The sequence below is a fragment of the Serratia sp. FDAARGOS_506 genome (genome assembly GCF_003812745.1).
Taxonomy (GTDB): Bacteria; Pseudomonadota; Gammaproteobacteria; order Enterobacterales; family Enterobacteriaceae; genus Serratia.
On sequence record NZ_CP033831.1, the window covers coordinates 1734809 to 1761452 of the forward strand.

The following is a 26644-nucleotide window of genomic DNA, read 5'->3' on the forward strand; positions in this document are numbered from 1 at the left end:
GAGATGCCGATGCTGTTTACCCCTCTGCTGACCGGTGCGCTGGAAACCTCGCTGAATAATCTGCTGTTTCGCGATCGCAGTATGAAAGCCGCTCGCCAGCGCTTGGCGGGCAAGGTGCTGCGCATCGAACTGGAAGAGCTGGCCTCACCGCTGGTGCTGGTGTTCAGCGAATTGCGCGTGGACGTGCTGGGGCAGTCTGAAGACAGCGCCGATTGCACCGTGCGCAGCCGCATTCCCGCCTTACTGAGGCTGCGCGATCGCCAGCAGTTGCCGGTGCTGATGCGCAGCGGCGAATTGACGGTGGAAGGCGATATTCAGGTGGTGCAACAGCTGGTTGGTCTGCTCGATCTGGCTGAGTGGGATCCGGCGGAGTGGCTGGCGCCCTACATCGGCGATATCGCCGCTCAGGGTATTACGCAGGCGCTGGGAAAAGGCGCTTCGTTGCTGAAAGCCGGCTTTATGCGCCGGCAGCAGGACATGGCGGAGGCGTTGACGGAAGAGTGGCGCCTGGCGCCGGGGCCGCTGGAAGTGGTGTGGTTCAACGAAGAAGTTGATGCTCTCGCCCGCAGCGCGGAAGCGCTGTCTGCCCGCATGGACAAGTTGGAGGGCAAGCGATGACCCCAGGCGAACTGCGCCGTTTGTATTTTATCGTCCGCGTATTTCTCAGCTATGGGCTGGACGAACTGATCCCTAAAATGCGTTTGACGCTGCCGCTGCGCTTCGGCCGCCGGCTGCTGTTCTGGATGCCGAATCGGCACAAGGACAAGCCGCTGGGTGAACGCCTGCGGTTGGCGCTGCAGGAGCTGGGACCGGTCTGGATCAAGTTTGGCCAGATGATGTCGACCCGCCGCGATCTGTTTCCGCCGCAGATTGCCGATCAGCTGACGCTGTTGCAGGATCGGGTCGCGCCTTTCGACGGTGCGCTGGCGCGTAAACATATCGAGCTGGCGATGGGCGGCCCACTGGAAACCTGGTTCGACGATTTCGAGCAGCAGCCGCTGGCCTCTGCCTCGATCGCGCAGGTGCATACCGCGCGGTTGAAGACCACCGGCCAGGAAGTGGTGCTGAAGGTGATCCGTCCGGATATCGGGCCGATCATCAAGGCCGACGTGCGCCTGATGTACCGGTTGGCAGGCTGGGTGCCGAAGTTGTTGCCGGACGGCCGCCGTCTGCGCCCGCGCGAAGTGGTGCGTGAGTACGAGAAAACTCTGCTGGACGAACTGAACCTGCTGCGCGAAGCGGCTAACGCCATTCAGTTGCGCCGCAATTTCGACGGTAGCCCGATGCTGTACGTACCGGAAGTTTATTCCGACTACTGTCGTGAAAGCGTATTGGTGATGGAGCGCATCTACGGTATTCCGGTCTCGGACATCGCCACGCTGGAGCAGCAGGGCACCAACATGAAACTGTTGGCTGAACGTGGCGTTCAGGTGTTCTTTACCCAGGTATTCCGCGACAGCTTCTTCCATGCGGACATGCATCCCGGTAATATTTTCGTCAGCTACGAACATCCGGAAGATCCTTGCTATATCGGCATCGATTGCGGCATCGTCGGCTCGCTGAACAAAGATGATAAACGCTACCTGGCGGAAAACTTCATCGCCTTCTTCAACCGCGATTATCGCAAGGTGGCGGAACTGCACGTCGACTCCGGTTGGGTGCCGCGCGACACCAATGTGGAAGACTTCGAATTCGCCATCCGCACCGTGTGCGAGCCGATTTTCGAGAAGCCGCTGGCGGAGATTTCCTTCGGCAACGTGCTGCTGAACCTGTTCAACACCGCGCGCCGCTTCAATATGGAAGTGCAGCCGCAGCTGGTGTTATTGCAGAAGACCTTGCTGTATGTTGAAGGGCTGGGGCGCCAGCTCTACCCGCAGCTGGATCTGTGGACCACAGCCAAGCCGTTCCTCGAGAGCTGGTTGCGCGATCAGGTCGGGATTCCTGCGGTGGTGCGCGCGCTGAAAGAAAAAGCGCCGTTTTGGGCGGAGAAGCTGCCCGAACTGCCCGAGCTGTTTTACGACAGCCTGCAGCAGCATAAACTGTTGCAACAAAGCGTTGATAAGCTGACCAACCAGATGCAGGCTCAGCGGGTTCGTCAGGGGCAATCACGTTATTTGTTCGGCGTTGGCGCTACACTGTTGGTAAGCGGCACGCTGTTGCTGCTGGGGCAAATCGAGGTGTTTCCCGCCTGGATGATGGCCGCCGGCATCGTATGCTGGGTGATTGGCTGGAAGCGAACCACCTGATTTAATTCGTTACTCTGGTAAAGTCGGCCCTATAATGCGGGCTGACTTTAAAAGACCCTTTAAAATTAGAGGTAATTAAAATGGGCGGTATTAGTATTACGCAATTGTTGATCATCGCAGTGATCGTGGTGCTGCTGTTCGGTACCAAAAAACTGCGCACGCTGGGCTCCGATCTCGGCGCCTCGATCAAGGGCTTCAAAAAGGCTATCGGCGATGATACGCCGTCTACACCCAACACGGCTGAGAAAACCAGCCTGGATGATGCCGACTTCTCGGCCAAGCCTATTACCGATAAGCAGCCGGAAGTGAAACCGGAAGAGTCGAAGAACAAAGAGCAGGTATAAACCGTGTTTGACATTGGGTTTAGTGAGCTGCTGCTGGTGCTGGTGATCGGCCTGGTTGTTCTGGGGCCGGAACGGTTGCCGGTCGCGGTCAGAACGGTATCGGGCTGGATCCGCGCATTGCGCTCGCTGGCGGCCTCGGTGCAGCATGAACTGTCTCAAGAGCTGAAGCTGCAGGAGCTGCAGGACAGCCTGAAAAAAGCCGAACAGGCCGGCCTGCAGAACCTGACGCCGGAATTGAAGGCATCGATGGATGAGTTGAAAGACGCGGCGGAATCATTGAAACGCACCTACCGGGGCGAGAAAGAAGAGCTGGCGAACACCATTCATAACCCGCAGGCCCCCGATCCGGAAGCCCTGCACGACGGCGTGACGCCGGCGGAAGCGGCGACCAGTGCCAGTGCGCCTGCCGCCGTGCCGAAACCGGCGGCGGAACCTGAGGCCGCCGTGGCCGCGTCCCCGGTTGCGCCTGAGGCGGTGCAACCGGCTAAAGCGCCGGTTGAAACCGTACCGGTACCTGTCGAATCAGTTGCGGATAAAACCCCAGCGTCTCACCAACCTAGTGGCGATCGTTAATACATGGCTGTTGAAGATACCCAACCCCTTATCAGTCATCTGATAGAGCTGCGCAAGCGGCTGTTGAACTCGATTATTTGCGTGCTGGCGGTGTTCGTGGTGCTGGTGTTTTTCGCCAACGACATCTACCAGCTGGTCTCTGCGCCGCTGCTCAAGCAGCTGCCGGCCGGGGCGAGCATGATTGCCACCGACGTGGCGTCACCGTTCTTTACGCCGATCAAGTTGACCATGATCGTCTCGGTGTTCGTCTCCGCGCCGATGATCCTGTATCAGGTGTGGGCATTCATCGCGCCGGCGCTGTACAAGCATGAACGCCGCCTGATGATGCCGCTGCTGGTGTCCAGCAGCCTGCTGTTCTACCTCGGCATGGCTTTCGCCTACTTCATCGTGTTCCCGCTGGCCTTCGGCTTCTTTGCCAAGACCGCGCCGATGGGAGTGACCATTGCGACCGACATTAAAAACTACCTCGATTTCGTCATGGCGCTGTTTATGGCGTTCGGCGTCGCTTTCGAAGTGCCGGTCGCCATCATTCTGCTGTGCTGGAGTGGCGTCACCTCGCCGGAGGATCTGAAGAAGAAACGGCCGTATGTGTTGGTCGGCGCGTTTGTGGTCGGCATGCTGTTGACGCCGCCGGACGTGTTCTCGCAAACCCTGTTGGCAATACCGATGTATCTGCTGTTTGAAGTGGGGGTGTTCTTCGCTCGCTTCTATACCGGCAAACGTCGTCCGCAAGCGGAAGAAGAAGACGAGGGTGACGAACCCCCAGCACCTTGATCCACATTATTGCTAAGCCGCCCATTGGGCGGCTTTTGCTTTGGAAAAAACCATGTTTGATATCGGCGTTAATCTCACCAGCAGCCAATTCGCCAAAGACCGCCAGGCGGTGGTGGAACGCGCCCGCGCCGCGGGCGTGACGGGGATGTTAATTACCGGCACCGACCTGGCGGAAAGCCGCGATGCCGCCGAGCTGGCGCAGCAACATGCGGGCTACTGCTGGTCTACTGCCGGCGTGCATCCGCACTACGCCAGCGGTTGGGATGAGCAAACCGCCGAGCAGATTTATGCGTTGGCCGTGCGCCCTGAAGTGGTGGCGATCGGTGAGTGCGGCCTGGATTTCAACCGCAATTTCTCGACGCCCGCGCAGCAAGAAGCAGCGTTTACCGCGCAGCTGGCGCTGGCGGTGGAGTTGGCGCTGCCGGTGTTTCTCCATTGCCGCGACGCACACGCACGTTTTGCCGAGCTACTGACGCCGTGGTTGGATAAACTGCCCGCGGCCGTGGTGCATTGCTTCACCGGCACCGCCGAAGAATTAGCAAGCTGTTTGTCGTTGGGCCTGTCGATCGGGATTACCGGTTGGGTCTGCGACGAACGGCGCGGCCTGGAGTTGCGTGCCCTGTTGCCGCAGATCCCGGCCGAGCGTCTGCTGTTGGAAACTGACGCCCCTTATCTGTTGCCCCGCGATTTACAGCCTAAACCCGCATCTCGCCGCAACGAACCCTGTTTCCTGCCCCACATCGTGCATCAGGTCGCCGTCTGGCGACAGGAAGAGCCGCAATGGCTGGGGCAAAAAACCGATGAGAACGCCCGCCGGCTATTCCGGCTGGTTTGAGCTAGGAGAAAACTATGAGCTATGCATTTCCGGGCACCTTCCCTGGTCGCCGTATGCGCCGCGTGCGCCGTCATGACTTCAGCCGCCGCTTGGTCGCCGAGAACCAACTGACGGTAAACGACCTGATTTATCCGGTGTTTGTCATGGAAGGCAGCAACCGTCAGGAAGAAGTTGCCTCGATGCCGGGCGTATCGCGCATGACGATCGATCTGCTGGTCAAGGAAGCGGAAACCATCGCCAAACTCGGCGTGCCGGTGATCTCCCTGTTCCCGGTGATCGAACCGAGCTTGAAATCGCTGCATGCGGAAGAGGCCTATAACCCGGAAGGTCTGGTACAGCGCACGGTGCGTGCGCTGAAAGACGCGGTGCCTGAGCTGGGCATTCTGACTGACGTAGCGCTCGATCCCTACACCACCCATGGGCAGGACGGGGTGATCGATGAACAGGGTTATGTGATTAACGACGTGACCAAAGACATTCTGGTGCGTCAGGCGCTGTCCCATGCCGAAGCGGGGGCGGAAATCGTGGCGCCGAGCGACATGATGGACGGCCGCATCGGGGCGATCCGCGATCGTCTGGAATTGCAGGGCCTGGTGAATACCCAGATCATGGCCTATTCCGCCAAATATGCTTCCTGTTACTACGGCCCGTTCCGCGATGCGCTGGGCTCCAGCGGCAATCTGAAGGGCGGCAACAAGAAGACCTATCAGATGGATCCGGCCAACAGTGATGAAGCGCTGCAGGAGATTGCACAGGATCTGCAGGAAGGCGCGGACATGGTGATGGTGAAACCGGGCATGCCGTACCTGGACGTCGTGCGCCGCGTGAAGGATACCTTCGGCGTGCCAACCTTCGCTTATCAGGTGTCCGGCGAGTACGCCATGCATATGGCGGCGATTCAGAACGGCTGGCTGCAGGAGCAGCCTGCGGTAATGGAGTCGTTGATGTGCTTCAAACGCGCCGGCGCCGACGGCGTGCTGACCTACTTCGCCAAGCGTGTCGCCCAGTGGCTGCACGACGACGCGATGCGTCGTTAAGCGCAAAGTGAGTCAACAAAAAGGCGCCTGAGGGCGCCTTTTGCATTACATCTTCTGGAACTGTCGGTTGTCGATGCTTTGACTGACCTGTTTGTTGATCAGGTTCAGCAACAACATGGAACGTGCCTCGCCGTCCGGCTCGGTGTAGATTGCCTGCAGCCCTTCGAACACGCCGTCGACGATCAGGACGGTATCCCCCGGCTGTGGGGTTTCCGGATCGACATAGGTTTCGCTGGCGTGCGTGCGCAGCTCATCGATCACCTTGCTCGGTATGACGCTCGGCAACGCGCCGAAGCGCACGAAGTGGCTGACGCCGCGGGTGGCGCTGATGGTGGTGGTGTGAATGCGCTCCGGGTCGAACTCCACAAACAGATAGTTGGGAAACAGGGGTTCGCTGACCGCGATGCGCTTGCCGCGTACGATCTTTTCTAGCGTGATGATCGGGCTGAGGCAGTTTACCTGCTGCCGTTCCAAATGTTCCTGCGCCCGCAACAGCTGACCGCGTTTGCAATAAAGTAGATACCAGGATTCCATAATTTCACATGCCTTTCTGCCAGCCGGTAAGCATATCAAAAGCTCTTCCGGATACATAGTGATGCAAGTTTCAGCGTGTAATATCACCTATCTCTATGAATTTTTGGCTATTAGCGAAGGGTCACACACTTATCGATACGGCGCTGGTATAACAGAGGGCTAAAAATTTGTTACCGTCACAGTATGGCAAGGCGTTGCATTACCGGCTGTGACGCTATTCATCGTTTTTGACCGAGGGGAAGAGAAATGGAGCTGTTTCTGTTGAGTAACGGCAAGCTGTCTGGCGAAGCCGAGTTGCTGGGGTACGCCAAAAGCCAACTGCTGGCGATGATTGCGCGTCGCGGCATCAAATCCGCCGTCTTTATCCCTTACGCCCTGATCCGTTACGACTACGACCAGCGTGCGCAGGAACTGGCGCAAACGCTGGGCATTGAAGTTACCAGTATCCACCACGCCGCTTCGCCGGCGGCGGCGATCGCGCAGGCGGAATGCATTTTGGTCAGCGGCGGCAATACCTGGTTGCTGAACCAGATGCTGCACGAGCAAGGCCTGATCGTGCCTATCCAGCGCGCAGTGCGCGAGCGTGAAGTGCCCTACGTCGGCTGGAGCGCCGGTTGCAACGTGGCCACGCCGAGCATTCGCACCACCAATGACATGCCGGTGCGCAGCAGTGTGGTGCTGCCGGCGCTGGGGCTGTTCCCGGTGCAGATCAATCCGCATTACATCGACGCGCATATCAGCGGCCACATGGGTGAAACCCGTGACGAGCGCCTGGCGGAGTTCTGTGCGATCAACCCGAGCGAATCGGTGGTGGCGCTGCGAGAAGGCAGCCTGCTGCACGTTGAAGGCAATGAGCTGCGTTACTTCAGCGCTAACGGGCAGGGCTTCAAGGTGTTCCGCCACGGCGAGGAGACGCGCGAATATCAGGATACGCGTGCGCTGGCCACGCTGGTGCCGTTCAACTGCGGCTGAGGGCTACCCTGCAGCGGGCGGCGTTAACAAAATTGCAGCAACAACCGTGAAGAGGGCTTATAATGCCCTCCCCACAGGCCGTTATAATGATCAGCATGAAATACCGTGACTTACGCGATTTCCTCTCGTTGCTGGAGAAGAGAGGGGAACTAAAACGCATCAGCCAGCCGATCGATCCTTACCTGGAAATGACGGAGATTGCCGATCGCACCTTGCGGGCGGGCGGCCCGGCATTGCTGTTTGAAAAACCGAAAGGGTACGACATGCCGGTGCTGTGCAACCTGTTCGGCACCGCCAATCGCGTGGCGATGGGCATGGGGCAGGAAGACATCGGCGCGCTGCGCGAAGTCGGCAAACTGCTGGCGTTCCTCAAAGAGCCGGAGCCGCCGAAAGGCTTCCGCGATCTGTTCGACAAAATGCCGAAGTTCAAGCAGGTGTTGAACATGCCGACCAAGGTGCTGGGTTCCGCGCCTTGTCAGGAGCAGGTATGGCAGGGCGAGGATGTCGATCTGGGCCGTATTCCTGTGATGCACTGCTGGCCGGAAGACGCCGCGCCGCTGATCACCTGGGGACTGACGGTCACCCGCGGCCCGCATAAGGAACGACAAAACCTCGGCATCTATCGCCAACAGGTGCTGGGCAAGAACAAAGTGATCATGCGCTGGCTGTCGCATCGCGGCGGCGCGCTGGATTATCAGGAGTGGTGCCAGGCACATCCCGGCGAGCGTTTCCCGGTTGCGGTGGCGTTGGGCGCCGATCCCGCCACCATCCTCGGTGCGGTTACGCCGGTGCCGGACACCCTGTCTGAATACGCCTTTGCCGGGCTGCTGCGCGGCAATAAAACCGAAGTGGTCAAGTGCCTTTCCAACGATCTGGAAGTGCCAGCCAGCGCCGAAATCGTGCTGGAAGGCTATATCGAACCGGGTGAAATGGCGCCGGAAGGCCCGTACGGCGACCACACCGGTTACTACAATGAAATCGACCAGTTCCCGGTGTTCACCGTCACCCACATCACCCAACGCCGTAACGCCATCTACCACTCGACCTACACCGGCCGCCCGCCGGATGAGCCGGCGATCCTGGGTGTGGCGCTGAATGAAGTGTTCGTGCCGATCCTGCAAAAGCAGTTTCCGGAAATCGTCGATTTCTATCTGCCGCCGGAAGGGTGCTCGTACCGGCTGGCGGTAGTGACCATGAAAAAACAGTACGCCGGCCACGCTAAACGCGTAATGATGGGCGTCTGGTCGTTCCTGCGGCAGTTTATGTACACAAAATTTGTTATCGTCTGTGACGACGACGTTAATGCGCGCGACTGGAACGACGTGATTTGGGCGATCACCACGCGAATGGATCCGGCAAGGGATACCGTTCTGGTGGAGAATACGCCGATCGACTATCTGGACTTCGCCTCGCCGGTTTCCGGCCTGGGTTCGAAGATGGGGCTGGACGCCACCAATAAATGGCCGGGTGAAACCGATCGCGAATGGGGCCGTCCGATTCAGATGGATGAAAAGGTACGTGCGCGCGTCGACGAAATCTGGGATGAGCTCGCAATCTTCAGTGACAGGGAACCGACGCTATAGCGTCAGGCCCTGTTCTCAGCTTTGCATTGATGACCCGACAGAGGGAACGCATGACAATATTGAGCTGTAAAGTGACCTCGGTAGAGGCCATTACCGATACGGTTTATCGGGTACGTCTGGTACCCGAACAGCCGTTTTCTTTCAAGGCAGGGCAATATCTGATGGTGGTGATGGACGAGCGCGACAAGCGCCCGTTCTCGTTGGCATCTACCCCGACGCAGCAAGATTACATTGAGCTGCATATTGGCGCTTCGGAGCTGAATCTGTACGCCATGGCGGTGATGGATCGCATTCTGAAAGAGCAGGCGATCACCGTCGACGTGCCGCACGGCGATGCCTGGCTGCGTGAAGAGGGCAGCCGTCCGCTGGTGCTGATCGCCGGCGGCACCGGTTTCTCTTACGCGCGTTCAATCTTGTTGACCGCGTTGGAGCAGCAGCCCAATCGCGATATTTCGATCTACTGGGGTGGGCGTGAGCTGAAGCACCTGTACGACTTGAGCGAGCTGGAAGCGCTGTCGTTGCAGCATCCGAATCTGAAGGTGATCCCGGTGGTCGAGCAGCCGGAAGCCGAGTGGCGCGGCCGCAGCGGCACCGTGCTCAGCGCGGTGCTGCAGGATTTCGGTACGCTGGCGGAGCATGACATTTATATCGCCGGGCGTTTCGAGATGGCGAAAATTGCCCGTGAGCGTTTCTGCGCCGAGCGCGGCGCGCTGGAAGCGCATATGTTCGGCGATGCGTTTTCGTTTATCTGATCGATGCGATGCGCAGGGAGCGGGGTGGCCGAGGGTCGCCCCGTTTTTATTTGGGCGCCGGCAAACTGCAGGCATAAAAAACCCGCCCCTGACAGGCGGGAAGAACGGCAACTAAACTTGGCGGGATGCCGCGATTTGAAGTGGTGACGCGGTCATCCCAAGATAGACACAGCTAAACGCGTTCAAAGACGGTGGCGATGCCCTGGCCCAGGCCGATGCACATGGTCGCCAGGCCGAACTGCGCGTCGCGACGTTCCATGTTGTTCAACAGGGTGGTCGAGATGCGGGAGCCTGAACAACCCAGCGGGTGGCCGAGCGCGATGGCGCCGCCGTTCAGGTTGATCTTGTCGTCGATGCTGTCCATCAACCCCAGATCCTTGATGCACGGTAGCGACTGAGCGGCGAATGCCTCGTTCAGCTCGAACAGATCGATGTCCTGCACGCTCAGGCCGGCGCGTTTCAGCGCCAGCTTGCTGGCCGGCACCGGGCCGTAACCCATGATGGAAGGATCGCAGCCGACGACCGCCATCGAGCGGATGCGGGCGCGGGCCTTCAAACCGAGCGCTTTGGCGCGCGATTCGCTCATCAGCAGCATGGCGGAAGCGCCGTCCGACAGAGCGGAGGAACTGCCGGCGGTGACGGTGCCGTTGACCGGATCGAACGCCGGACGCAGGGCCGACAGGCTTTCGACGGTGGTTTCCGGGCGAATGACTTCATCGAAATCATAACGGGTCAGCACGCCGTCGGCGTCGTGGCCGTTGGTCGGTATGATCTCGTTTTTAAAGTAACCCGCCAGCGTCGCCGCATGCGCGCGCTGGTGGGAGCGGGCGGCGAACTCATCCTGCATCTGGCGGCTGATATTGTGCATCTTGGCCAGCATTTCGGCGGTCAGACCCATCATCCCGGCGGCTTTGGCCACGCTGCGGCTCAGCCCCGGATGGAAATCCACGCCGTGGTTCATCGGCACATGGCCCATGTGTTCCACGCCGCCGATCAGGCTGACGTGCGCGTCGCCAACCATGATGGCGCGCGCCGCGTCGTGCAGCGCCTGCATCGAAGAGCCGCACAGGCGGTTGACGGTCACCGCCGGAACGCGGTGCGGGATCTCGGCCAGCAGCGCGGCGTTGCGGGCGATGTTGAAGCCTTGTTCCAGCGTCTGCTGCACGCAGCCCCAGTAAATGTCATCGATCTCGGCGGCGTCCAGCGCCGGGTTGCGGCTCAGCACTTCGCGCATCAGGTGAGCGGAGAGATCTTCGGCGCGTACCTGGCGGAAGGCGCCGCCCTTGGAACGGCCCATCGGTGTGCGTACGGCATCAACAATAACTACGTTTTCCATCTTTATGACCTCATGCCGGTTGGCGGGTAGCGACGTCGGACAGCGGTGTCGCCACCGGGTAGTAGCTTTCATTGCGTTCGGCCTTGGCGCGCAGGCCGGCCGGCACCTGATACAGGGCGCCGAGGTGTGCGTAACGCTGGGCCAGCTCAACGTAGTTGGCGGTGCCGAGCGTATCCAGGTAGCGGAACGCGCCGCCGTGGAACGGAGGGAAGCCGATGCCGTAGACCAGCGCCATATCGGCTTCCGCCGGGCTGGCGACGATCTTCTCCTCCAGGCAACGGACCACTTCGTTGATCATTGGGATCATCATGCGTGCGATGATTTCTTCGTCGCTGATGGTCTGGCGCGGTTGGCTCACTTCGGCCAGCAGCGCGTCGGTCTGCTCGTCGTTGTCCTTGCGCGGTTTGCCTTTGCTGTCCTGACTGTAACGGTAGAAGCCCAGCTGATTTTTCTGACCGAAGCGCTGGTTGTCGAACATCACGTCAATGGCATCGCGATAGTCTTTGCTCATGCGATCCGGGAAGCCGGCGGCCATTACCGCCTGCGCGTGGTGCGCAGTGTCGATGCCCACGACGTCGAGCAGGTAGGCCGGGCCCATCGGCCAGCCGAACTGTTTTTCCATCACTTTATCGATCTGACGGAAGTCGGCGCCGTCGCGCAGCAGCAGGCTGAAACCGGCGAAATACGGGAACAGCACGCGGTTGACGAAGAAGCCCGGGCAGTCGTTCACCACGATCGGCGTTTTGCCCATGCGGCTGGCGTAGGCCACCACTTTGGCGATGGTGTCGTCGCTGGTCTGTTCGCCGCGGATGATCTCAACCAGCGGCATGCGGTGCACCGGGTTAAAGAAGTGCATGCCGCAGAAGTTTTGCGGGCGCTTCAGCGATTTTGCCAGGTGATTAATCGGAATGGTCGAGGTGTTCGACGCCAGAACGGTGTCTTCACCGATCAGGTTTTCCACTTCCGACAGCACGGCGGCTTTGACCTTCGGATTCTCGACGACCGCTTCAACGATCACCTGCGCGCGCTCGATACCGGCGTAGTCCAGCGTCGGCTGAATGGTCGACAGCACCTGCGCCATTTTCAGGCCATCCAGCTTGCCGCGCTCCAGTTGCTTATTGAGCAGCTTGGCCGCTTCGCCCATGCCCAGCATCAGCGACTTGTCGCTGATGTCTTTCATGATCACCGGCACGCCTTTCAGCGCCGATTGGTAAGCGATGCCGCCGCCCATGATGCCGGCGCCCAGCACCGCCGCCTGTTTCGGCGCATCCACATTCTTGGCCAGCTTTTTCGCCTGGCCCTTCACGAACTGATCGTTGAGGAAAATGCCGACCAGCGCGCGCGCTTCGTTGGAGCGTGCCAACGGCACGAAGCTGGCGGTTTCCAGTTTCAACGCTTCATCACGGCCCAGCTTGGCGGCGGCTTCAATGGTCTTCACCGCAGTCATCGGCGCCGGGTAGTGTTTACCGGCGGTTTGCAGCACCATGCCTTTGGCGGTGGTGAAGCTCATCGCCGCTTCAATCGGGCTGAGCTTCAGCGGCTCCAGCTTAGGTTGACGCGCTGCACGCCAGTCCAGCTTGCCTTCGATCGCCTGTTGCAGCATTTTGAGCGCCGCTTCGGCCAGTTTTTCCGGTGCTACCACCGCATCCACCAGGCCGACTTTCAACGCGTCTTTGGCGCTGACGTCTTTGCCGGCGGCGATGATTTCCAGCGCGCTGTCGTTACCCAGCAGGCGCGGCAGGCGGACGGAACCGCCGAAGCCCGGCATGATGCCCAATTTGGTTTCCGGCAGGCCAATGCGCGCGTCCGGTGAGGCGACGCGGAAATCGGTCGCCAGAATGCATTCGCAACCGCCGCCGAGCGCATAGCCGTTAATGGCCGAAATGGTTGGTACCGGCAAATCTTCCAGCCGATTAAAGACGTTGTTGGCGAACACCAGCCACTCTTGCAGCTTTTCAGCAGGTGCGGCGAACAGAGACAGGAATTCGGTGATATCGGCGCCGACGATAAACGCGGCTTTGGAGGAGCGCAGCAACAGCCCCTTCAACTCGGGCTGGTTTTCCAGCACGGTGAGCGCTTCGCCCAGGCTGGCGACGGTGCGGGTGTCCAGCTTGTTGACCGAGCCCGGTGCGTTGAACACCAGCTCGGCGATGCCGTTATCGAGCCAGTGCAGTTGTAATGTTTCGCCTTGGTAGAGCATGTCTATCTCCTGAATCAGCGTATGATCTGGTATGACCAGATGATGAGGAGTGTGGTTTTTATGTTAAAAATATGCAAATGAGAGATTGCATATTTGCTGGTCTGATCACATCTCACCAAGTTAGTTTTTTGATTTAAAACGAAGTTATATTTTATGTGCTATCGGCATTTGCTGGCGTTTGTGGGCCCCCATACACTTGCCTGCAGCGATTTAGCATTTGGCCGGGTAACGTACGGATCAGGCGGCGTGTGTCATGGCGACGACGATGCAGGACTGACGATGGCGCTTGGCTGGCTAAGGGTTAACCTGCGGATGTAACGGCATTTGCAGGGAATTGCGAGCTGCTCCGCATGCCCAACGCGATGAGGTTGGTGCGCCGGAGCGCTGTGTTAAGATGGCTTCTTTCGTGCTAAGGCATAAGGGTACTGTAGATGGAAACGCTGGCTTCTTTGTATAACGACCACCTGGCAGAGTTGCAAAAACGCGCGCGTGAAGTGCTGGAGCGCAACAAGTTGGATGCGCTGCTGATTCACTCCGGGGAACTGCAAAAGGTATTTTTGGACGACCATAGCTATCCGTTCAAAGTGAACGCGCATTTCAAAGCCTGGGTGCCGGTGACGTCGGTGCCGAACTGTTGGCTGTGGATCGACGGCGTCAACAAGCCGAAGCTGTGGTTCTATTCTCCGGTCGACTATTGGCACAGCGTAGAGCCGCTGCCGGACAGTTTCTGGACCAAGTCCCTTGAATTGATGCCGCTGGCTAACGCCGACGCCATCTCCCAGCAGCTGCCGCCGCAGCGTGAGCGCGTCGGCTATATCGGTTATGCGCAACAGCGCGCCCGCGATCTCGGCATCCCTTCTGAGAACATCAACCCGAAGGCGGTGTTGAACTACCTGGATTTCCACCGTTCGATCAAAACCGGCTATGAGTTGGCCTGCATGCGCGAAGCGCAGAAAACGGCGGTAACCGGCCATCGCGCGGCGCATGAGGCCTTCCTCTCCGGCATGAGCGAGTTCGACATCAACCTGGCCTACCTGACGGCGACCGGCCACCGCGATACCGATGTGCCTTACGACAACATCGTGGCGCTGAATGAACATGCTTCGGTACTGCATTACACCAAGCTGGATCACCAACCGCCGGCCGAATCCCTGAGTTTCCTGATCGACGCTGGTGCAGAATATAACGGCTACGCCGCCGATCTGACCCGCACCTACGCGGCGCAAAGCGGCAGCGAGTTCGCCCACCTGGTGAAAGATCTTAACGCTGAACAGCTGGCGCTGATCGATACCATCAAGACCGGCGTGCGCTATACCGACTACCATGTGCAGATGCACCAGCGCATCGCCAAGTTGCTCAAGACTCACAAGTTGGTGAGCGGCCTCAGCGAAGAGGCGATGGTGGAAACGGGCATCACTACGCCGTTCCTGCCGCACGGGCTGGGCCATCCGTTGGGCCTGCAGGTGCACGATGCCGCCGGCTTTATGCAGGACGAGCAGGGCACCCATCTGGCGGCGCCGTCCAAGTATCCGTTCCTGCGTTGCACCCGTGTGTTGCAGCCGGGCATGGTGTTGACTATCGAGCCGGGTCTGTACTTCATCGAATCGCTGTTGGCGCCGTGGCGCAGCGGTGAGTTCAAGCAGCACTTCGCCTGGGATCGCATCGATGCGCTGAAGCCGTATGGTGGCATCCGTATCGAAGACAACATCGTGATCCACGAAAAGCGCATCGAGAACATGACGCGCGATCTGAACCTGGCCTGATGCGGCCGTACCCGATACCGGCGGAAGCAACCAGCTTTACCGAAGAGATAAAGAAGAGCCGTTTTATCACCCTGCTGGCGCCGACCAGCGGGGTAGAAGCGGCAAAAGCGTTTATTCAGCAGGTGCGGGATGAGCATCCGGCGGCGCGGCACCACTGTTGGGCTTTCGTTGCCGGCAGCCCCGATGACTCGCAGCAGCTGGGGTTTTCCGACGACGGAGAACCGTCGGGCACCGCCGGCAAACCGATCCTTGCGCAGCTGATGGGCAGCGGTATCGGCGAAGTGACCGCCGTGGTCGTTCGTTACTACGGCGGCGTCAAGCTGGGCACCGGCGGGTTGGTGAAAGCCTATGGCAACGGTGTGCAACAGGCATTGAGGCAGTTGGCGTTGGCACAAAAGGTGCCGGAAGCCGAATATATCTTGCAGTGCGACTATGCGCAGTTGGCGTTGGTGGAGAACTTGCTGCAGCAAACTGCAGGTCGGATCCTACAGGGCGAATACGGCGCTGCCGTCGTACTACATCTGGCGTTGCCGGCCACCGAGGTCGAGCTGTTTGGAAATAAATTGCGTGATCTCAGTCGCGGTAATTTGCAATTAACCCCCATTTCGCAATAATTCCTCCCAATTGAATTGTTAAGGATCGTGCTGAAATGCATTTTCGCGCCATAACCCGTATCGTTGGTCTGCTGGTCATCCTGTTCTCCGGGACGATGTTTATTCCCGGCCTGGTGGCATTGATTTACCGCGATGGGGCGGGGCGCGCGTTCAGCCAAACCTTCTTCGTGGCGCTGACTATCGGCCTGATGCTGTGGTGGCCGAACCGCAAACAGAAACACGAGCTGAAGCCGCGTGAAGGTTTTCTGATCGTCGTGTTGTTCTGGACCGTGCTGGGCAGCGTCGGGGCATTGCCGTTCCTGTTTGCTGAGCGGCCTAACTTGTCGCTGACCGACGCTTTCTTTGAATCCTTCTCGGGGCTGACGACTACCGGTGCGACGACGCTGGTGGGGTTGGATTCGTTGCCGAAGGCCATTCTGTTCTATCGCCAAATGCTGCAGTGGATGGGCGGCATGGGGATCATCGTGTTGGCGGTGGCGATACTGCCGATACTCGGCGTCGGTGGCATGCAGCTGTATCGGGCGGAAATGCCCGGACCGCTGAAAGATAACAAGATGCGTCCACGTATCGCCGAAACCGCCAAAACCCTGTGGCTGATCTATGTGTTACTGACCGTCGCCTGTGCGCTGGCGCTTTGGGGCGCCGGGATGTCGGTATTCGACGCTATCGGCCACAGTTTCTCGACCATCGCCATCGGCGGTTTTTCTACTCACGACGCCAGTATCGGTTATTACGCCAGTCCGACCATCAACACCATCATCGCCGTGTTCCTGCTGATTTCGGGCTGTAACTACGGCCTGCACTTCGCTTTGCTAAGTGGCCGCAGTTTGAAGGTGTATGGGCGCGATCCTGAATTCCGCATGTTCATCTTCGTTCAGTTGACGCTGGTGGTGGTGTGCACGTTGGTGCTATGGGGACATGGCGTTTATAAGAGCGGTATGGAAACGCTCAACCAGGCGTTCTTTCAGGTGGTATCGATGGCGACCACGGCCGGTTTTACGACCGACAGCATCGCCAAGTGGCCGCTGTTTCTGCCGATGCTGTTGCTGTGCTCGGCGTTCATCGGTGGCTGCGCCGGCTCGACCGGCGGCGGCTTGAAAGTGATTCGCATCCTGCTGTTGTACCTGCAGGGCTCGCGCGAGTTGAAAAGGCTGGTGCACCCCAACGCGGTCTATACCATCAAATTGGGCAACCGCGCGCTGCCGGAACGCATTCTGGAAGCGGTGTGGGGATTCTTCTCTGCCTATGCGCTGGTGTTTATCGTCAGTATGCTTGCGATCATTGCGACCGGCGTTGACGACTTTTCCGCGTTTGCCGCAGTAACGGCAACGCTCAATAACCTTGGCCCAGGTCTGGGCGTGGTGGCGGATAACTTCACCACGATGCCGGCGGCGGCCAAGTGGATCCTGGTGGTGACGATGCTGTTCGGGCGCCTGGAAGTGTTTACATTGCTGGTGCTGTTCACGCCAACGTTCTGGCGTGAGTGAGCCTGATATAAGGAGTATGCCATGAAGGCATTGATACTTTATTCGAGCCGTGACGGGCAAACACGTGCTATCGCTTCTTATATAGCAAGCAAGTTGCAGGACACACTGCGTTGTGAGGTGATAGATCTGTTGCAGGCGGAACAGGTCGACCTTAGTCAGTATCAGCAGGTGATGATCGGCGCTTCTATCCGTTACGGGCACTTTAACCCGGTGCTGGATAAATTCGTCAAGCGCCATGCAGAGCAACTGAATCGAATGCCGAGCGCGTTCTTTGCCGTGAACCTGACCGCGCGTAAACCGGAAAAGCGCTCGCCGCAAACCAACGCTTATACCCGCAAGTTCCTGCTGGCGTCGCCGTGGCAGCCAAAACAGTGCGCGGTGTTTGCCGGCGCATTGCGTTATCCTCGCTATCGCTGGTTCGATCGCATCATGATTCAATTTATTATGCGTATGACGGGCGGTGAAACGGATACCAGTAAGGAAGTAGAGTACACAGATTGGCAGCAGGTTGATCGTTTCGCCCAGGAATTTAGCCAGATCCAGTACGAAAAGTGACAAAAACGCGGGTTTGGCCAGCGTTTTGCCGAAAAAATCCGCGCTTGAAAAGTTTTTTGCATTTAGGGGTTGCGGCCCGCCGAGAACTCCCTATAATGCGCCTCCACTGACCGGGAACAACGACTGAAAAGCCGCCGGGTCAGCGAGAGGAAAGCGAAATAAACGCTTGACTCTCCGGGTGAAAAGCGTAATATACGCCACCTCGAGTTAGCAAGCGAAAGCGCCTAACTCACTGCTCTTTAACAATTTATCAGACAATCTGTGTGGGCACTCCACAAGACGATATCCAGCATCTTCGGATGCAAAAAAATATCAAGTCTTGAAGAGTGACTAACTGAAGTAAAATTCATGCAGTAAATCTTTGAGCATCGCTTCTCGAGTGGAAGCAAATCAAGCTTTTAATTGAAGAGTTTGATCATGGCTCAGATTGAACGCTGGCGGCAGGCTTAACACATGCAAGTCGAGCGGTAGCACAGGGGAGCTTGCTCCCTGGGTGACGAGCGGCGGACGGGTGAGTAATGTCTGGGAAACTGCCTGATGGAGGGGGATAACTACTGGAAACGGTAGCTAATACCGCATAACGTCGCAAGACCAAAGAGGGGGACCTTCGGGCCTCTTGCCATCAGATGTGCCCAGATGGGATTAGCTAGTAGGTGGGGTAATGGCTCACCTAGGCGACGATCCCTAGCTGGTCTGAGAGGATGACCAGCCACACTGGAACTGAGACACGGTCCAGACTCCTACGGGAGGCAGCAGTGGGGAATATTGCACAATGGGCGCAAGCCTGATGCAGCCATGCCGCGTGTGTGAAGAAGGCCTTCGGGTTGTAAAGCACTTTCAGCGAGGAGGAAGGTGGTGAACTTAATACGTTCATCAATTGACGTTACTCGCAGAAGAAGCACCGGCTAACTCCGTGCCAGCAGCCGCGGTAATACGGAGGGTGCAAGCGTTAATCGGAATTACTGGGCGTAAAGCGCACGCAGGCGGTTTGTTAAGTCAGATGTGAAATCCCCGGGCTCAACCTGGGAACTGCATTTGAAACTGGCAAGCTAGAGTCTCGTAGAGGGGGTAGAATTCCAGGTGTAGCGGTGAAATGCGTAGAGATCTGGAGGAATACCGGTGGCGAAGGCGGCCCCCTGGACGAAGACTGACGCTCAGGTGCGAAAGCGTGGGGAGCAAACAGGATTAGATACCCTGGTAGTCCACGCTGTAAACGATGTCGATTTGGAGGTTGTGCCCTTGAGGCGTGGCTTCCGGAGCTAACGCGTTAAATCGACCGCCTGGGGAGTACGGCCGCAAGGTTAAAACTCAAATGAATTGACGGGGGCCCGCACAAGCGGTGGAGCATGTGGTTTAATTCGATGCAACGCGAAGAACCTTACCTACTCTTGACATCCAGAGAACTTTCCAGAGATGGATTGGTGCCTTCGGGAACTCTGAGACAGGTGCTGCATGGCTGTCGTCAGCTCGTGTTGTGAAATGTTGGGTTAAGTCCCGCAACGAGCGCAACCCTTATCCTTTGTTGCCAGCGGTTCGGCCGGGAACTCAAAGGAGACTGCCAGTGATAAACTGGAGGAAGGTGGGGATGACGTCAAGTCATCATGGCCCTTACGAGTAGGGCTACACACGTGCTACAATGGCATATACAAAGAGAAGCGACCTCGCGAGAGCAAGCGGACCTCATAAAGTATGTCGTAGTCCGGATTGGAGTCTGCAACTCGACTCCATGAAGTCGGAATCGCTAGTAATCGTAGATCAGAATGCTACGGTGAATACGTTCCCGGGCCTTGTACACACCGCCCGTCACACCATGGGAGTGGGTTGCAAAAGAAGTAGGTAGCTTAACCTTCGGGAGGGCGCTTACCACTTTGTGATTCATGACTGGGGTGAAGTCGTAACAAGGTAACCGTAGGGGAACCTGCGGTTGGATCACCTCCTTACCTAAAGATATTGATTCGAGTGGCGTGCTCACACAGATTGTCTGATGAAAAAGTAACGAGCAAAAGCGTCATAAAAGTACGGTGTCGTGTCCCCTTCGTCTAGAGGCCTAGGACACCGCCCTTTCACGGCGGTAACAGGGGTTCGAATCCCCTAGGGGACGCCAAGCTTCCGACCCACCCGGTGAAAGCGGCGGTCCTCAGTATCTGACGATACACCATATCTTAAAGATGACTTTCGAGTCATGTTTAAGATATTGCTCTTTAACAATCTGGAACAAGCTGAAAATTGAAACATGACGGCTGAAATTTGTCCCTCCGTAGATGTACTGGGATAAAGAGTAACCTGTCATAGAGTCTCTCAAATGTTTGCAGCGCGAACGATGGAAACATCTTCGGGTTGTGAGGTTAAGTGACTAAGCGTACACGGTGGATGCCTAGGCAGTCAGAGGCGATGAAGGGCGTGCTAATCTGCGAAAAGCGTCGGTAAGGTGATATGAACCGTTATAACCGGCGATACCCGAATGGGGAAACCCAGTGTGTTTCGACACACTATCATGTCATGAATACATAGTGGCATGAGGCGAACCGGGGGAACTGAAACATCTAAGTACCCCGAGGAAAAGAAATCAACCGAGATTCCCCAGTAGCGGCGAGCGAACGGGGAGGAGCCCAGAACCTGAATCGGCTTGTGTGTTAGTGGAAGCGTCTGGAAAGTCGCGCAGCAAAGGGTGATAGCCCCGTACACTAAAATGCACAGGTCGTGAGTTCGATGAGTAGGGCGGGACACGTGACATCCTGTCTGAATATGGGGGGACCATCCTCCAAGGCTAAATACTCCTGACTGACCGATAGTGAACCAGTACCGTGAGGGAAAGGCGAAAAGAACCCCGGCGAGGGGAGTGAAATAGAACCTGAAACCGTGTACGTACAAGCAGTGGGAGCACCTTCGTGGTGTGACTGCGTACCTTTTGTATAATGGGTCAGCGACTTATATTTTGTAGCAAGGTTAACCGTATAGGGGAGCCGTAGGGAAACCGAGTCTTAACTGGGCGATTAGTTGCAAGGTATAGACCCGAAACCCGGTGATCTAGCCATGGGCAGGTTGAAGGTTGGGTAACACTAACTGGAGGACCGAACCGACTAATGTTGAAAAATTAGCGGATGACTTGTGGCTGGGGGTGAAAGGCCAATCAAACCGGGAGATAGCTGGTTCTCCCCGAAAGCTATTTAGGTAGCGCCTCGTGAACTCATCTTCGGGGGTAGAGCACTGTTTCGGCTAGGGGGCCATCCCGGCTTACCAAACCGATGCAAACTCCGAATACCGAAGAATGTTATCACGGGAGACACACGGCGGGTGCTAACGTCCGTCGTGAAGAGGGAAACAACCCAGACCGCCAGCTAAGGTCCCAAAGTCATGGTTAAGTGGGAAACGATGTGGGAAGGCATAGACAGCCAGGATGTTGGCTTAGAAGCAGCCATCATTTAAAGAAAGCGTAATAGCTCACTGGTCGAGTCGGCCTGCGCGGAAGATGTAACGGGGCTAAACCATGCACCGAAGCTGCGGCAGCGACGCTTAGGCGTTGTTGGGTAGGGGAGCGTTCTGTAAGCCGTTGAAGGTGGCCTGTGAGGGTTGCTGGAGGTATCAGAAGTGCGAATGCTGACATAAGTAACGATAAAGCGGGTGAAAAGCCCGCTCGCCGGAAGACCAAGGGTTCCTGTCCAACGTTAATCGGGGCAGGGTGAGTCGACCCCTAAGGCGAGGCTGAAAAGCGTAGTCGATGGGAAACAGGTTAATATTCCTGTACTTGGTGTTACTGCGAAGGGGGGACGGAGAAGGCTAGGCTAGCCGGGCGACGGTTGTCCCGGTTTAAGCGTGTAGGGGGTGTGACCTGGTAAATCCGGTTGCATACCAACCCTGAGGCGTGATGACGATGCACTACGGTGCAGAAGTAGTTGATGCCCTGCTTCCAGGAAAATCCTCTAAGCTCCAGGTAACATTGAATCGTACCCCAAACCGACACAGGTGGTCAGGTAGAGAATACCAAGGCGCTTGAGAGAACTCGGGTGAAGGAACTAGGCAAAATGGTGCCGTAACTTCGGGAGAAGGCACGCTGGCATGTAGGTGAAGTCCCTCGCGGATGGAGCTGAAGCCAGTCGAAGATACCAGCTGGCTGCAACTGTTTAATAAAAACACAGCACTGTGCAAACACGAAAGTGGACGTATACGGTGTGACGCCTGCCCGGTGCTGGAAGGTTAATTGATGGGGTCAGCCGCAAGGCGAAGCTCTTGATCGAAGCCCCAGTAAACGGCGGCCGTAACTATAACGGTCCTAAGGTAGCGAAATTCCTTGTCGGGTAAGTTCCGACCTGCACGAATGGCGTAATGATGGCCAGGCTGTCTCCACCCGAGACTCAGTGAAATTGAACTCGCTGTGAAGATGCAGTGTACCCGCGGCAAGACGGAAAGACCCCGTGAACCTTTACTATAGCTTGACACTGAACATTGAGCCTTGATGTGTAGGATAGGTGGGAGGCTTTGAAGCGTGGACGCCAGTCTGCGTGGAGCCATCCTTGAAATACCACCCTTTAATGTTTGATGTTCTAACTCGGCCCCGTGATCCGGGGTGAGGACAGTGTCTGGTGGGTAGTTTGACTGGGGCGGTCTCCTCCCAAAGAGTAACGGAGGAGCACGAAGGTTAGCTAATCACGGTCGGACATCGTGAGGTTAGTGCAAAGGCATAAGCTAGCTTGACTGCGAGAGTGACGGCTCGAGCAGGTACGAAAGTAGGTCTTAGTGATCCGGTGGTTCTGAATGGAAGGGCCATCGCTCAACGGATAAAAGGTACTCCGGGGATAACAGGCTGATACCGCCCAAGAGTTCATATCGACGGCGGTGTTTGGCACCTCGATGTCGGCTCATCACATCCTGGGGCTGAAGTAGGTCCCAAGGGTATGGCTGTTCGCCATTTAAAGTGGTACGCGAGCTGGGTTTAGAACGTCGTGAGACAGTTCGGTCCCTATCTGCCGTGGGCGTTGGAAGATTGAGAGGGGTTGCTCCTAGTACGAGAGGACCGGAGTGAACGCACCACTGGTGTTCGGGTTGTCATGCCAATGGCATTGCCCGGTAGCTAAGTGCGGAAAAGATAAGCGCTGAAAGCATCTAAGCGCGAAACTTGCCTCAAGATGAGTCTTCCCTGGGCCTTTAAGGCCCCTGAAGGAACGTTTAAGACTAAGACGTTGATAGGCTGGGTGTGTAAGTGCAGCGATGCATTGAGCTAACCAGTACTAATGATCCGTGAGGCTTAACCTTACAACACCGAAGGTGTTTTGGTGAGACCAGGACAATATTCAGCTTGTTTACAGATTGGTTCTGATGGCTTCATGAGAGTGAAGCGGTTGGAATGAAACAGAATTTGCCTGGCGGCAATAGCGCGGTGGTCCCACCTGACCCCATGCCGAACTCAGAAGTGAAACGCCGTAGCGCCGATGGTAGTGTGGGGTCTCCCCATGCGAGAGTAGGACACTGCCAGGCATCAAATAAAGCCGAAAGCCCTGAACTGACGTTCGGGGCTTTTTGCTATGCGTAAAATAAACTTCCTGACAATATTTATTGCTTAAAAAAGTAACTTTTTTGACACGTGCTGCTTATTTTCATAAGAATGCATAATGATTTTGGTCAGAGAAATAGTCAGCTCAATATATAAATCATAGCTCCAGATTATTATTTAAATAATAAAAATGTCTATTTATTAGGATGTTGATGAGAATTATCCGGTTATGTCAAAGATAAATCTTAATTCTTAAATGTATTACTCGATAAATTTCACGTTAATTAAAACAAATATTAGCTAGACGCCTCGAATCGAGTAGACTAGGCAAAAGATTATTTCCGTATAGGTACTGAACGTTATGTCTACTGAAAGCGCGTCTTTAAAAAACCACAATACGTTTGCGCTCCCGGTCAACGCAGCGCACCTGATCATGGCCGATAGAATTGAGCTGATGCTCAAGGTTTGGCAACAAACGCGCAAGCGTCAGGAACCGCTGCTGATTCTCGGTGAAGGTAGCAACGTGCTGTTCCTGGAAGATTTTTCGGGCACGATAATGGTGAATCAGCTAAAGGGTATCGACGTTCGGGAAGATAGCGATGCTTGGTATTTGCACGTCAGCTCCGGTGAGAATTGGCACGATCTGGTGCAATATACGCTGCAGGCCGGGATTTGCGGGCTGGAGAACCTGGCGCTAATTCCAGGATTGGCCGGCTCCGCGCCTATCCAGAACATTGGCGCCTACGGCGTCGAATTGAAAGACGTCTGCGAGTATGTCGACCTGTTGGACTTCTCTACCGGCGCCATCGATCGCATTCCGGCTGCCGAGTGTGGTTTCGGCTATCGGGAAAGTATTTTCAAACACCGTTTCCAAACCGGACATGTCATTGTCGGGCTGGGTCTGCGTCTCAATAAACAGTGGCGCCCTAAATTGAGCTACGGCGATCTGACCAAGCTGGATCCCGCCACGGTGACGCCGCTTCAGGTATTTGAATCCGTATGCGCCATGCGCCGCAGCAAGCTGCCCGATCCGCGTGAAACCGGCAATGCCGGCAGCTTCTTCAAGAATCCGCTGGTGAACGCAGAGAAAGCCGCAGGACTCATCGCCAAATATCCCGGCATGCCGCATTATCCACAGCAGGATGGCCAGGTGAAGCTGGCCGCCGGCTGGCTTATCGATCAATGCGAATTGAAAGGATATCGTATCGGTGGTGCAGCGGTACACCGCCAGCAGGCGCTGGTGCTGGTGAACATCGACAACGCCCACAGCCAAGATGTGGTAGCGCTGGCGCGCCACGTACGCAAGACGGTGGCCGATAAATTCGGCGTCTGGCTGGAGCCTGAGGTGCGTTTTATTGGCGCGACCGGTGAGCTGAATGCCGTGGCGGTGCTGTCATGAAAGATACCAAGGTGCCGCTAAAACTGATCGCATTGCTGGCCGATGGCGAATTCCATTCCGGGGAACACCTCGGTGAGTCACTCGGCATGAGCCGTGCTGCGATTAATAAGCATATTCAAACCATTCGCGAGTGGGGTCTGGATGTCTTTACCGTGCCTGGCAAAGGTTACAGCCTGCCTGGTGCCATCCAGTTGTTGGAAGCCGAGCGCATCCTCAGCCTGCTGGAAGACAAGCGTGTAAGCGTGTTGCCGGTGGTTGATTCCACCAACCAATACTTGCTGGACCGCATCGCCGAATTGCACTCCGGTGACGCCTGCGTCGCTGAATACCAACAGGCGGGGCGAGGGCGCCGAGGGCGGCAGTGGATCTCGCCATTCGGCGCTAATTTATACCTGTCGATGTTCTGGCGGTTAGAGCAAGGTCCGGCTGCGGCCATGGGGCTCAGCCTGGTGATTGGTATGGTGATGGCGGAAGTTCTGCAGCGTCTTGGGGCGGCGGACGTTCGCGTTAAGTGGCCTAACGATCTTTATCTGAACGATCGCAAACTGGCGGGGATCCTGGTCGAATTGACAGGAAAAACCGGCGATGCGGCTCAGCTTGTTATCGGTGCCGGCATCAACCTGGCGATGCGGGATACTAACGCCAGTGCCATTACCCAGGGTTGGATTAACCTGCAGGAAGCGGGAATTCAGATTGATCGCAATGAGCTGGCGGCAACCCTGCTCAATGAACTGCGTCAGTCGTTGAAACAGTTTGAGATAGATGGACTAGCGCCATTTATCGGTCGCTGGCGTGCCCTGGATAACTTCATCGACAGGCCGGTCAAGCTGCTGATTGGCGAACGGCAAATTGTGGGCATCGCCCGTGGTATCGACTCGCAGGGCGCACTGCTGCTGGAACAAGATGGGGAGATAAAACCCTTCATCGGTGGGGAAATATCGCTGCGCAGCGCGGAATAGTCAGAAAAGTAAGGGGACGATAACGTCCCCTTAATCGATCGGTAGCTCTACTTTCTTAAACGCACGCTTTCAACGGCGTGGTTAGCACTTTTGGTCATGATCAGGCTGGCACGTTCGCGTGTAGGCAGTATATTCTGCTGTAGATTCAACCCGTTAATTTCATTCCATAATTGTGTAGCGATATTAATCGCTTCCGGTTCCGGCAATTTTGAATAGTTATGGAAATAAGAGTCGGGATTGGAAAATGCGCCCTGACGGAATTTCAGGAAGCGATTGATATACCAACTTTGCAATAGCGTTTCCGGGGCATCGACATATATAGAGAAGTCGACAAAATCGGAAACGAATACGCGATGCGGATCGTGAGGATAATCCATGCCGCTTTGCAATACGTTAAGCCCTTCCAGGATCAGAATATCCGGCTGCTCTATGACTTTATTGCCTTCGGGCACAACATCATAGATCAAATGAGAATAAACCGGGGCGGTGACGCGTTTGGCGCCGGATTTTACTTCCGACACGAATTTCACCAGGCTATGCATATCGTAAGACTGCGGAAAGCCTTTTTTCTTCATCAGGCCGCGTTCGTTCAGCACCTTATTAGGATGCAAGAAACCGTCGGTCGTGATCAGCTCAACGCTGCGGTGTTCCGGCCAGCGGCTCAGCAGCGCCTGCAACAAGCGCGCTGTTGTGCTCTTTCCGACAGCTACGCTGCCGGCGATGCCGATGACATAGGGAATTTTCTGCCCGTCAGTACCGAGAAATTGCTCCAGTACCGCCTGCCGACGCAGGTTGGAGCTGATATAGAAGTTCAGCAGTCGTGACAGCGGCAGATAAATCTGCGCAACTTCTTCCAACGAGAGATCTTCGTTAATCCCTTTCAGTTTAACGATCTCTTCTTCCGACAACGTCAGCGGCACCGAATCTCTCAACGCAGCCCATTGGGTACGATCGAACTGTAGGTAGGGCGTTGCTAAAGATTGATCTCTTTTTATCATAAGCCAAGTTCTGCCTGTTAACGCAGGTTGGGAAAGGCGCCGGACGCCAGCTCCAGAGAATAAACAAGCTGCATATTATAGACAGCTTCGTTTTTGGCGTAGACTTTTTTCGCAAAAGTTGTCGACAGGCAGCAGTTTATGTCAATTGTGCGAAGCGGCGCGCAGTTGATAAAGCGGGGTTGCAAGGCGGTATCA

Annotated in this window: 20 protein-coding genes, 1 tRNA gene and 3 rRNA genes; 20 read left to right on the plus strand and 4 right to left on the minus strand. The window is 56.6% G+C overall.

What is annotated here, in order from left to right:
• The first annotated feature begins 9 nt into the window (after positions 1 to 9).
• The 7 genes from EGY12_RS08435 to hemB all read left to right on the plus strand — a co-directional run bounded on the left by EGY12_RS08435 (position 10) and on the right by hemB (position 5809).
• Positions 10 to 618 (plus strand): SCP2 domain-containing protein, encoded by a 609-nt coding sequence (locus EGY12_RS08435; RefSeq protein ID WP_123893132.1) that lies wholly within the window; start codon positions 10 to 12, stop codon positions 616 to 618.
• The gene (ubiB, locus tag EGY12_RS08440) at positions 615 to 2246 is read left to right on the plus strand and encodes a ubiquinone biosynthesis regulatory protein kinase UbiB (protein WP_064290679.1); all 1632 of its coding nucleotides are present in this window, start codon (positions 615 to 617) and stop codon (positions 2244 to 2246) included. Before EGY12_RS08435 ends, ubiB begins: the two co-directional genes overlap by 4 nt.
• Positions 2247 to 2326: 80 nt before the next feature.
• On the plus strand, positions 2327 to 2590 hold the full coding sequence (gene tatA / locus EGY12_RS08445; protein ID WP_123893133.1) for a Sec-independent protein translocase subunit TatA: 264 nt from the start codon (positions 2327 to 2329) through the stop codon (positions 2588 to 2590).
• A 3-nt stretch (positions 2591 to 2593) separates the two neighbouring features.
• Positions 2594 to 3163: a Sec-independent protein translocase protein TatB gene (gene tatB / locus EGY12_RS08450; RefSeq protein WP_123893134.1), complete on the plus strand. Its 570-nt coding sequence runs from the start codon at positions 2594 to 2596 to the stop codon at positions 3161 to 3163.
• A gap of 3 nt (positions 3164 to 3166) precedes the next feature.
• Positions 3167 to 3937, plus strand: a complete 771-nt coding sequence (gene tatC, locus EGY12_RS08455; RefSeq protein WP_004934456.1) for a Sec-independent protein translocase subunit TatC — start codon at positions 3167 to 3169, stop codon at positions 3935 to 3937.
• A 52-nt stretch (positions 3938 to 3989) separates the two neighbouring features.
• Positions 3990 to 4772, plus strand: a complete 783-nt coding sequence (gene tatD, locus EGY12_RS08460) for a 3'-5' ssDNA/RNA exonuclease TatD (RefSeq protein ID WP_123893135.1) — start codon at positions 3990 to 3992, stop codon at positions 4770 to 4772.
• Positions 4773 to 4786: 14 nt separating this feature from the next.
• The gene (hemB, locus tag EGY12_RS08465) at positions 4787 to 5809 is read left to right on the plus strand and encodes a porphobilinogen synthase (protein ID WP_004934463.1); all 1023 of its coding nucleotides are present in this window, start codon (positions 4787 to 4789) and stop codon (positions 5807 to 5809) included.
• Between the two features lie 45 nt (positions 5810 to 5854).
• Here hemB and rfaH read toward each other — a convergent pair whose 3' ends face one another.
• Entirely contained in the window at positions 5855 to 6343 is a 489-nt protein-coding gene (gene rfaH / locus EGY12_RS08470) for a transcription/translation regulatory transformer protein RfaH (RefSeq protein ID WP_004934466.1), read from the minus strand.
• Positions 6344 to 6589: 246 nt separating this feature from the next.
• Between rfaH and pepE the strand changes: the two genes are divergently transcribed.
• The 3 genes from pepE to fre all read left to right on the plus strand — a co-directional run bounded on the left by pepE (position 6590) and on the right by fre (position 9650).
• The gene (gene pepE, locus EGY12_RS08475) at positions 6590 to 7315 is read left to right on the plus strand and encodes a dipeptidase PepE (RefSeq protein ID WP_123893136.1); all 726 of its coding nucleotides are present in this window, start codon (positions 6590 to 6592) and stop codon (positions 7313 to 7315) included.
• An 86-nt stretch (positions 7316 to 7401) separates the two neighbouring features.
• Positions 7402 to 8898, plus strand: coding sequence for a 4-hydroxy-3-polyprenylbenzoate decarboxylase (gene ubiD, locus EGY12_RS08480; RefSeq protein WP_123893137.1), 1497 nt, complete (start codon positions 7402 to 7404; stop codon positions 8896 to 8898).
• Between the two features lie 50 nt (positions 8899 to 8948).
• Positions 8949 to 9650, plus strand: coding sequence for an NAD(P)H-flavin reductase (fre, locus tag EGY12_RS08485; RefSeq protein ID WP_123893138.1), 702 nt, complete (start codon positions 8949 to 8951; stop codon positions 9648 to 9650).
• A 172-nt stretch (positions 9651 to 9822) separates the two neighbouring features.
• On the opposite strand, the gene fadA is transcribed toward fre, so the two are convergent.
• Positions 9823 to 10986, minus strand: coding sequence for an acetyl-CoA C-acyltransferase FadA (gene fadA / locus EGY12_RS08490; RefSeq protein ID WP_025304928.1), 1164 nt, complete (start codon positions 10984 to 10986; stop codon positions 9823 to 9825).
• 10 nt (positions 10987 to 10996) lie between these two features.
• Positions 10997 to 13186 (minus strand): fatty acid oxidation complex subunit alpha FadB, encoded by a 2190-nt coding sequence (gene fadB / locus EGY12_RS08495; RefSeq protein WP_123893139.1) that lies wholly within the window; start codon positions 13184 to 13186, stop codon positions 10997 to 10999.
• 431 nt (positions 13187 to 13617) lie between these two features.
• Between fadB and pepQ the strand changes: the two genes are divergently transcribed.
• The 10 genes from pepQ to birA all read left to right on the plus strand — a co-directional run bounded on the left by pepQ (position 13618) and on the right by birA (position 25451).
• A complete protein-coding gene (pepQ, locus tag EGY12_RS08500) occupies positions 13618 to 14949 on the plus strand; it encodes a Xaa-Pro dipeptidase (protein WP_123893140.1) in 1332 nt (443 codons plus the stop codon).
• Complete coding sequence (locus EGY12_RS08505; RefSeq protein WP_123893141.1) at positions 14949 to 15563, plus strand: IMPACT family protein; 615 nt, start codon at positions 14949 to 14951, stop codon at positions 15561 to 15563. Before pepQ ends, EGY12_RS08505 begins: the two co-directional genes overlap by 1 nt.
• A gap of 35 nt (positions 15564 to 15598) precedes the next feature.
• A complete protein-coding gene (gene trkH / locus EGY12_RS08510) occupies positions 15599 to 17050 on the plus strand; it encodes a Trk system potassium transporter TrkH (protein ID WP_123893142.1) in 1452 nt (483 codons plus the stop codon).
• Between the two features lie 21 nt (positions 17051 to 17071).
• Complete coding sequence (hemG, locus tag EGY12_RS08515) at positions 17072 to 17605, plus strand: menaquinone-dependent protoporphyrinogen IX dehydrogenase (protein ID WP_004934493.1); 534 nt, start codon at positions 17072 to 17074, stop codon at positions 17603 to 17605.
• A gap of 399 nt (positions 17606 to 18004) precedes the next feature.
• Positions 18005 to 19545, plus strand: a 16S ribosomal RNA gene (locus tag EGY12_RS08520).
• 88 nt (positions 19546 to 19633) lie between these two features.
• Positions 19634 to 19709: transfer RNA gene (locus EGY12_RS08525), tRNA-Glu, on the plus strand.
• A gap of 239 nt (positions 19710 to 19948) precedes the next feature.
• Positions 19949 to 22855, plus strand: a 23S ribosomal RNA gene (locus EGY12_RS08530).
• Between the two features lie 106 nt (positions 22856 to 22961).
• Positions 22962 to 23077 (plus strand): 5S ribosomal RNA (gene rrf / locus EGY12_RS08535).
• Together the 16S, 23S and 5S rRNA genes with 1 tRNA gene alongside form the textbook arrangement of a ribosomal RNA operon.
• A gap of 377 nt (positions 23078 to 23454) precedes the next feature.
• Complete coding sequence (gene murB, locus EGY12_RS08540; RefSeq protein WP_123893143.1) at positions 23455 to 24492, plus strand: UDP-N-acetylmuramate dehydrogenase; 1038 nt, start codon at positions 23455 to 23457, stop codon at positions 24490 to 24492.
• Positions 24489 to 25451 carry a bifunctional biotin--[acetyl-CoA-carboxylase] ligase/biotin operon repressor BirA gene (gene birA, locus EGY12_RS08545; RefSeq protein WP_123893144.1) on the plus strand — a complete coding sequence of 321 codons (963 nt, stop codon included), beginning with the start codon at positions 24489 to 24491 and terminating at the stop codon, positions 25449 to 25451. The genes murB and birA overlap by 4 nt, the downstream gene beginning before the upstream one ends.
• Before the next feature lie 47 nt (positions 25452 to 25498).
• On the opposite strand, the gene coaA is transcribed toward birA, so the two are convergent.
• A complete protein-coding gene (coaA, locus tag EGY12_RS08550) occupies positions 25499 to 26449 on the minus strand; it encodes a type I pantothenate kinase (protein WP_025304936.1) in 951 nt (316 codons plus the stop codon).
• Between the last annotated feature and the right edge of the window lie 195 nt (positions 26450 to 26644).

What these genes read in the sequence shown, in the direction of transcription:
- murB (WP_123893143.1), top strand. Translation starts at nt 23,455, where the DNA reads ATGTCTACTGAAAGCGCGTCTTTAAAAAACCACAATACGTTTGCGCTC.
- pepQ (WP_123893140.1), top strand. Translation starts at nt 13,618, where the DNA reads ATGGAAACGCTGGCTTCTTTGTATAACGACCACCTGGCAGAGTTGCAA.
- birA (WP_123893144.1), top strand. Translation starts at nt 24,489, where the DNA reads ATGAAAGATACCAAGGTGCCGCTAAAACTGATCGCATTGCTGGCCGAT.
- coaA (WP_025304936.1), bottom strand. Translation starts at nt 26,449, where the DNA reads ATGATAAAAAGAGATCAATCTTTAGCAACGCCCTACCTACAGTTCGAT.
- EGY12_RS08435 (WP_123893132.1), top strand. Translation starts at nt 10, where the DNA reads ATGCTGTTTACCCCTCTGCTGACCGGTGCGCTGGAAACCTCGCTGAAT.
- hemG (WP_004934493.1), top strand. Translation starts at nt 17,072, where the DNA reads ATGAAGGCATTGATACTTTATTCGAGCCGTGACGGGCAAACACGTGCT.
- fadA (WP_025304928.1), bottom strand. Translation starts at nt 10,986, where the DNA reads ATGGAAAACGTAGTTATTGTTGATGCCGTACGCACACCGATGGGCCGT.
- fre (WP_123893138.1), top strand. Translation starts at nt 8,949, where the DNA reads ATGACAATATTGAGCTGTAAAGTGACCTCGGTAGAGGCCATTACCGAT.
- tatA (WP_123893133.1), top strand. Translation starts at nt 2,327, where the DNA reads ATGGGCGGTATTAGTATTACGCAATTGTTGATCATCGCAGTGATCGTG.
- hemB (WP_004934463.1), top strand. Translation starts at nt 4,787, where the DNA reads ATGAGCTATGCATTTCCGGGCACCTTCCCTGGTCGCCGTATGCGCCGC.
- ubiB (WP_064290679.1), top strand. Translation starts at nt 615, where the DNA reads ATGACCCCAGGCGAACTGCGCCGTTTGTATTTTATCGTCCGCGTATTT.
- fadB (WP_123893139.1), bottom strand. Translation starts at nt 13,186, where the DNA reads ATGCTCTACCAAGGCGAAACATTACAACTGCACTGGCTCGATAACGGC.
- ubiD (WP_123893137.1), top strand. Translation starts at nt 7,402, where the DNA reads ATGATCAGCATGAAATACCGTGACTTACGCGATTTCCTCTCGTTGCTG.
- rfaH (WP_004934466.1), bottom strand. Translation starts at nt 6,343, where the DNA reads ATGGAATCCTGGTATCTACTTTATTGCAAACGCGGTCAGCTGTTGCGG.
- pepE (WP_123893136.1), top strand. Translation starts at nt 6,590, where the DNA reads ATGGAGCTGTTTCTGTTGAGTAACGGCAAGCTGTCTGGCGAAGCCGAG.
- tatC (WP_004934456.1), top strand. Translation starts at nt 3,167, where the DNA reads ATGGCTGTTGAAGATACCCAACCCCTTATCAGTCATCTGATAGAGCTG.
- tatD (WP_123893135.1), top strand. Translation starts at nt 3,990, where the DNA reads ATGTTTGATATCGGCGTTAATCTCACCAGCAGCCAATTCGCCAAAGAC.
- EGY12_RS08505 (WP_123893141.1), top strand. Translation starts at nt 14,949, where the DNA reads ATGCGGCCGTACCCGATACCGGCGGAAGCAACCAGCTTTACCGAAGAG.
- trkH (WP_123893142.1), top strand. Translation starts at nt 15,599, where the DNA reads ATGCATTTTCGCGCCATAACCCGTATCGTTGGTCTGCTGGTCATCCTG.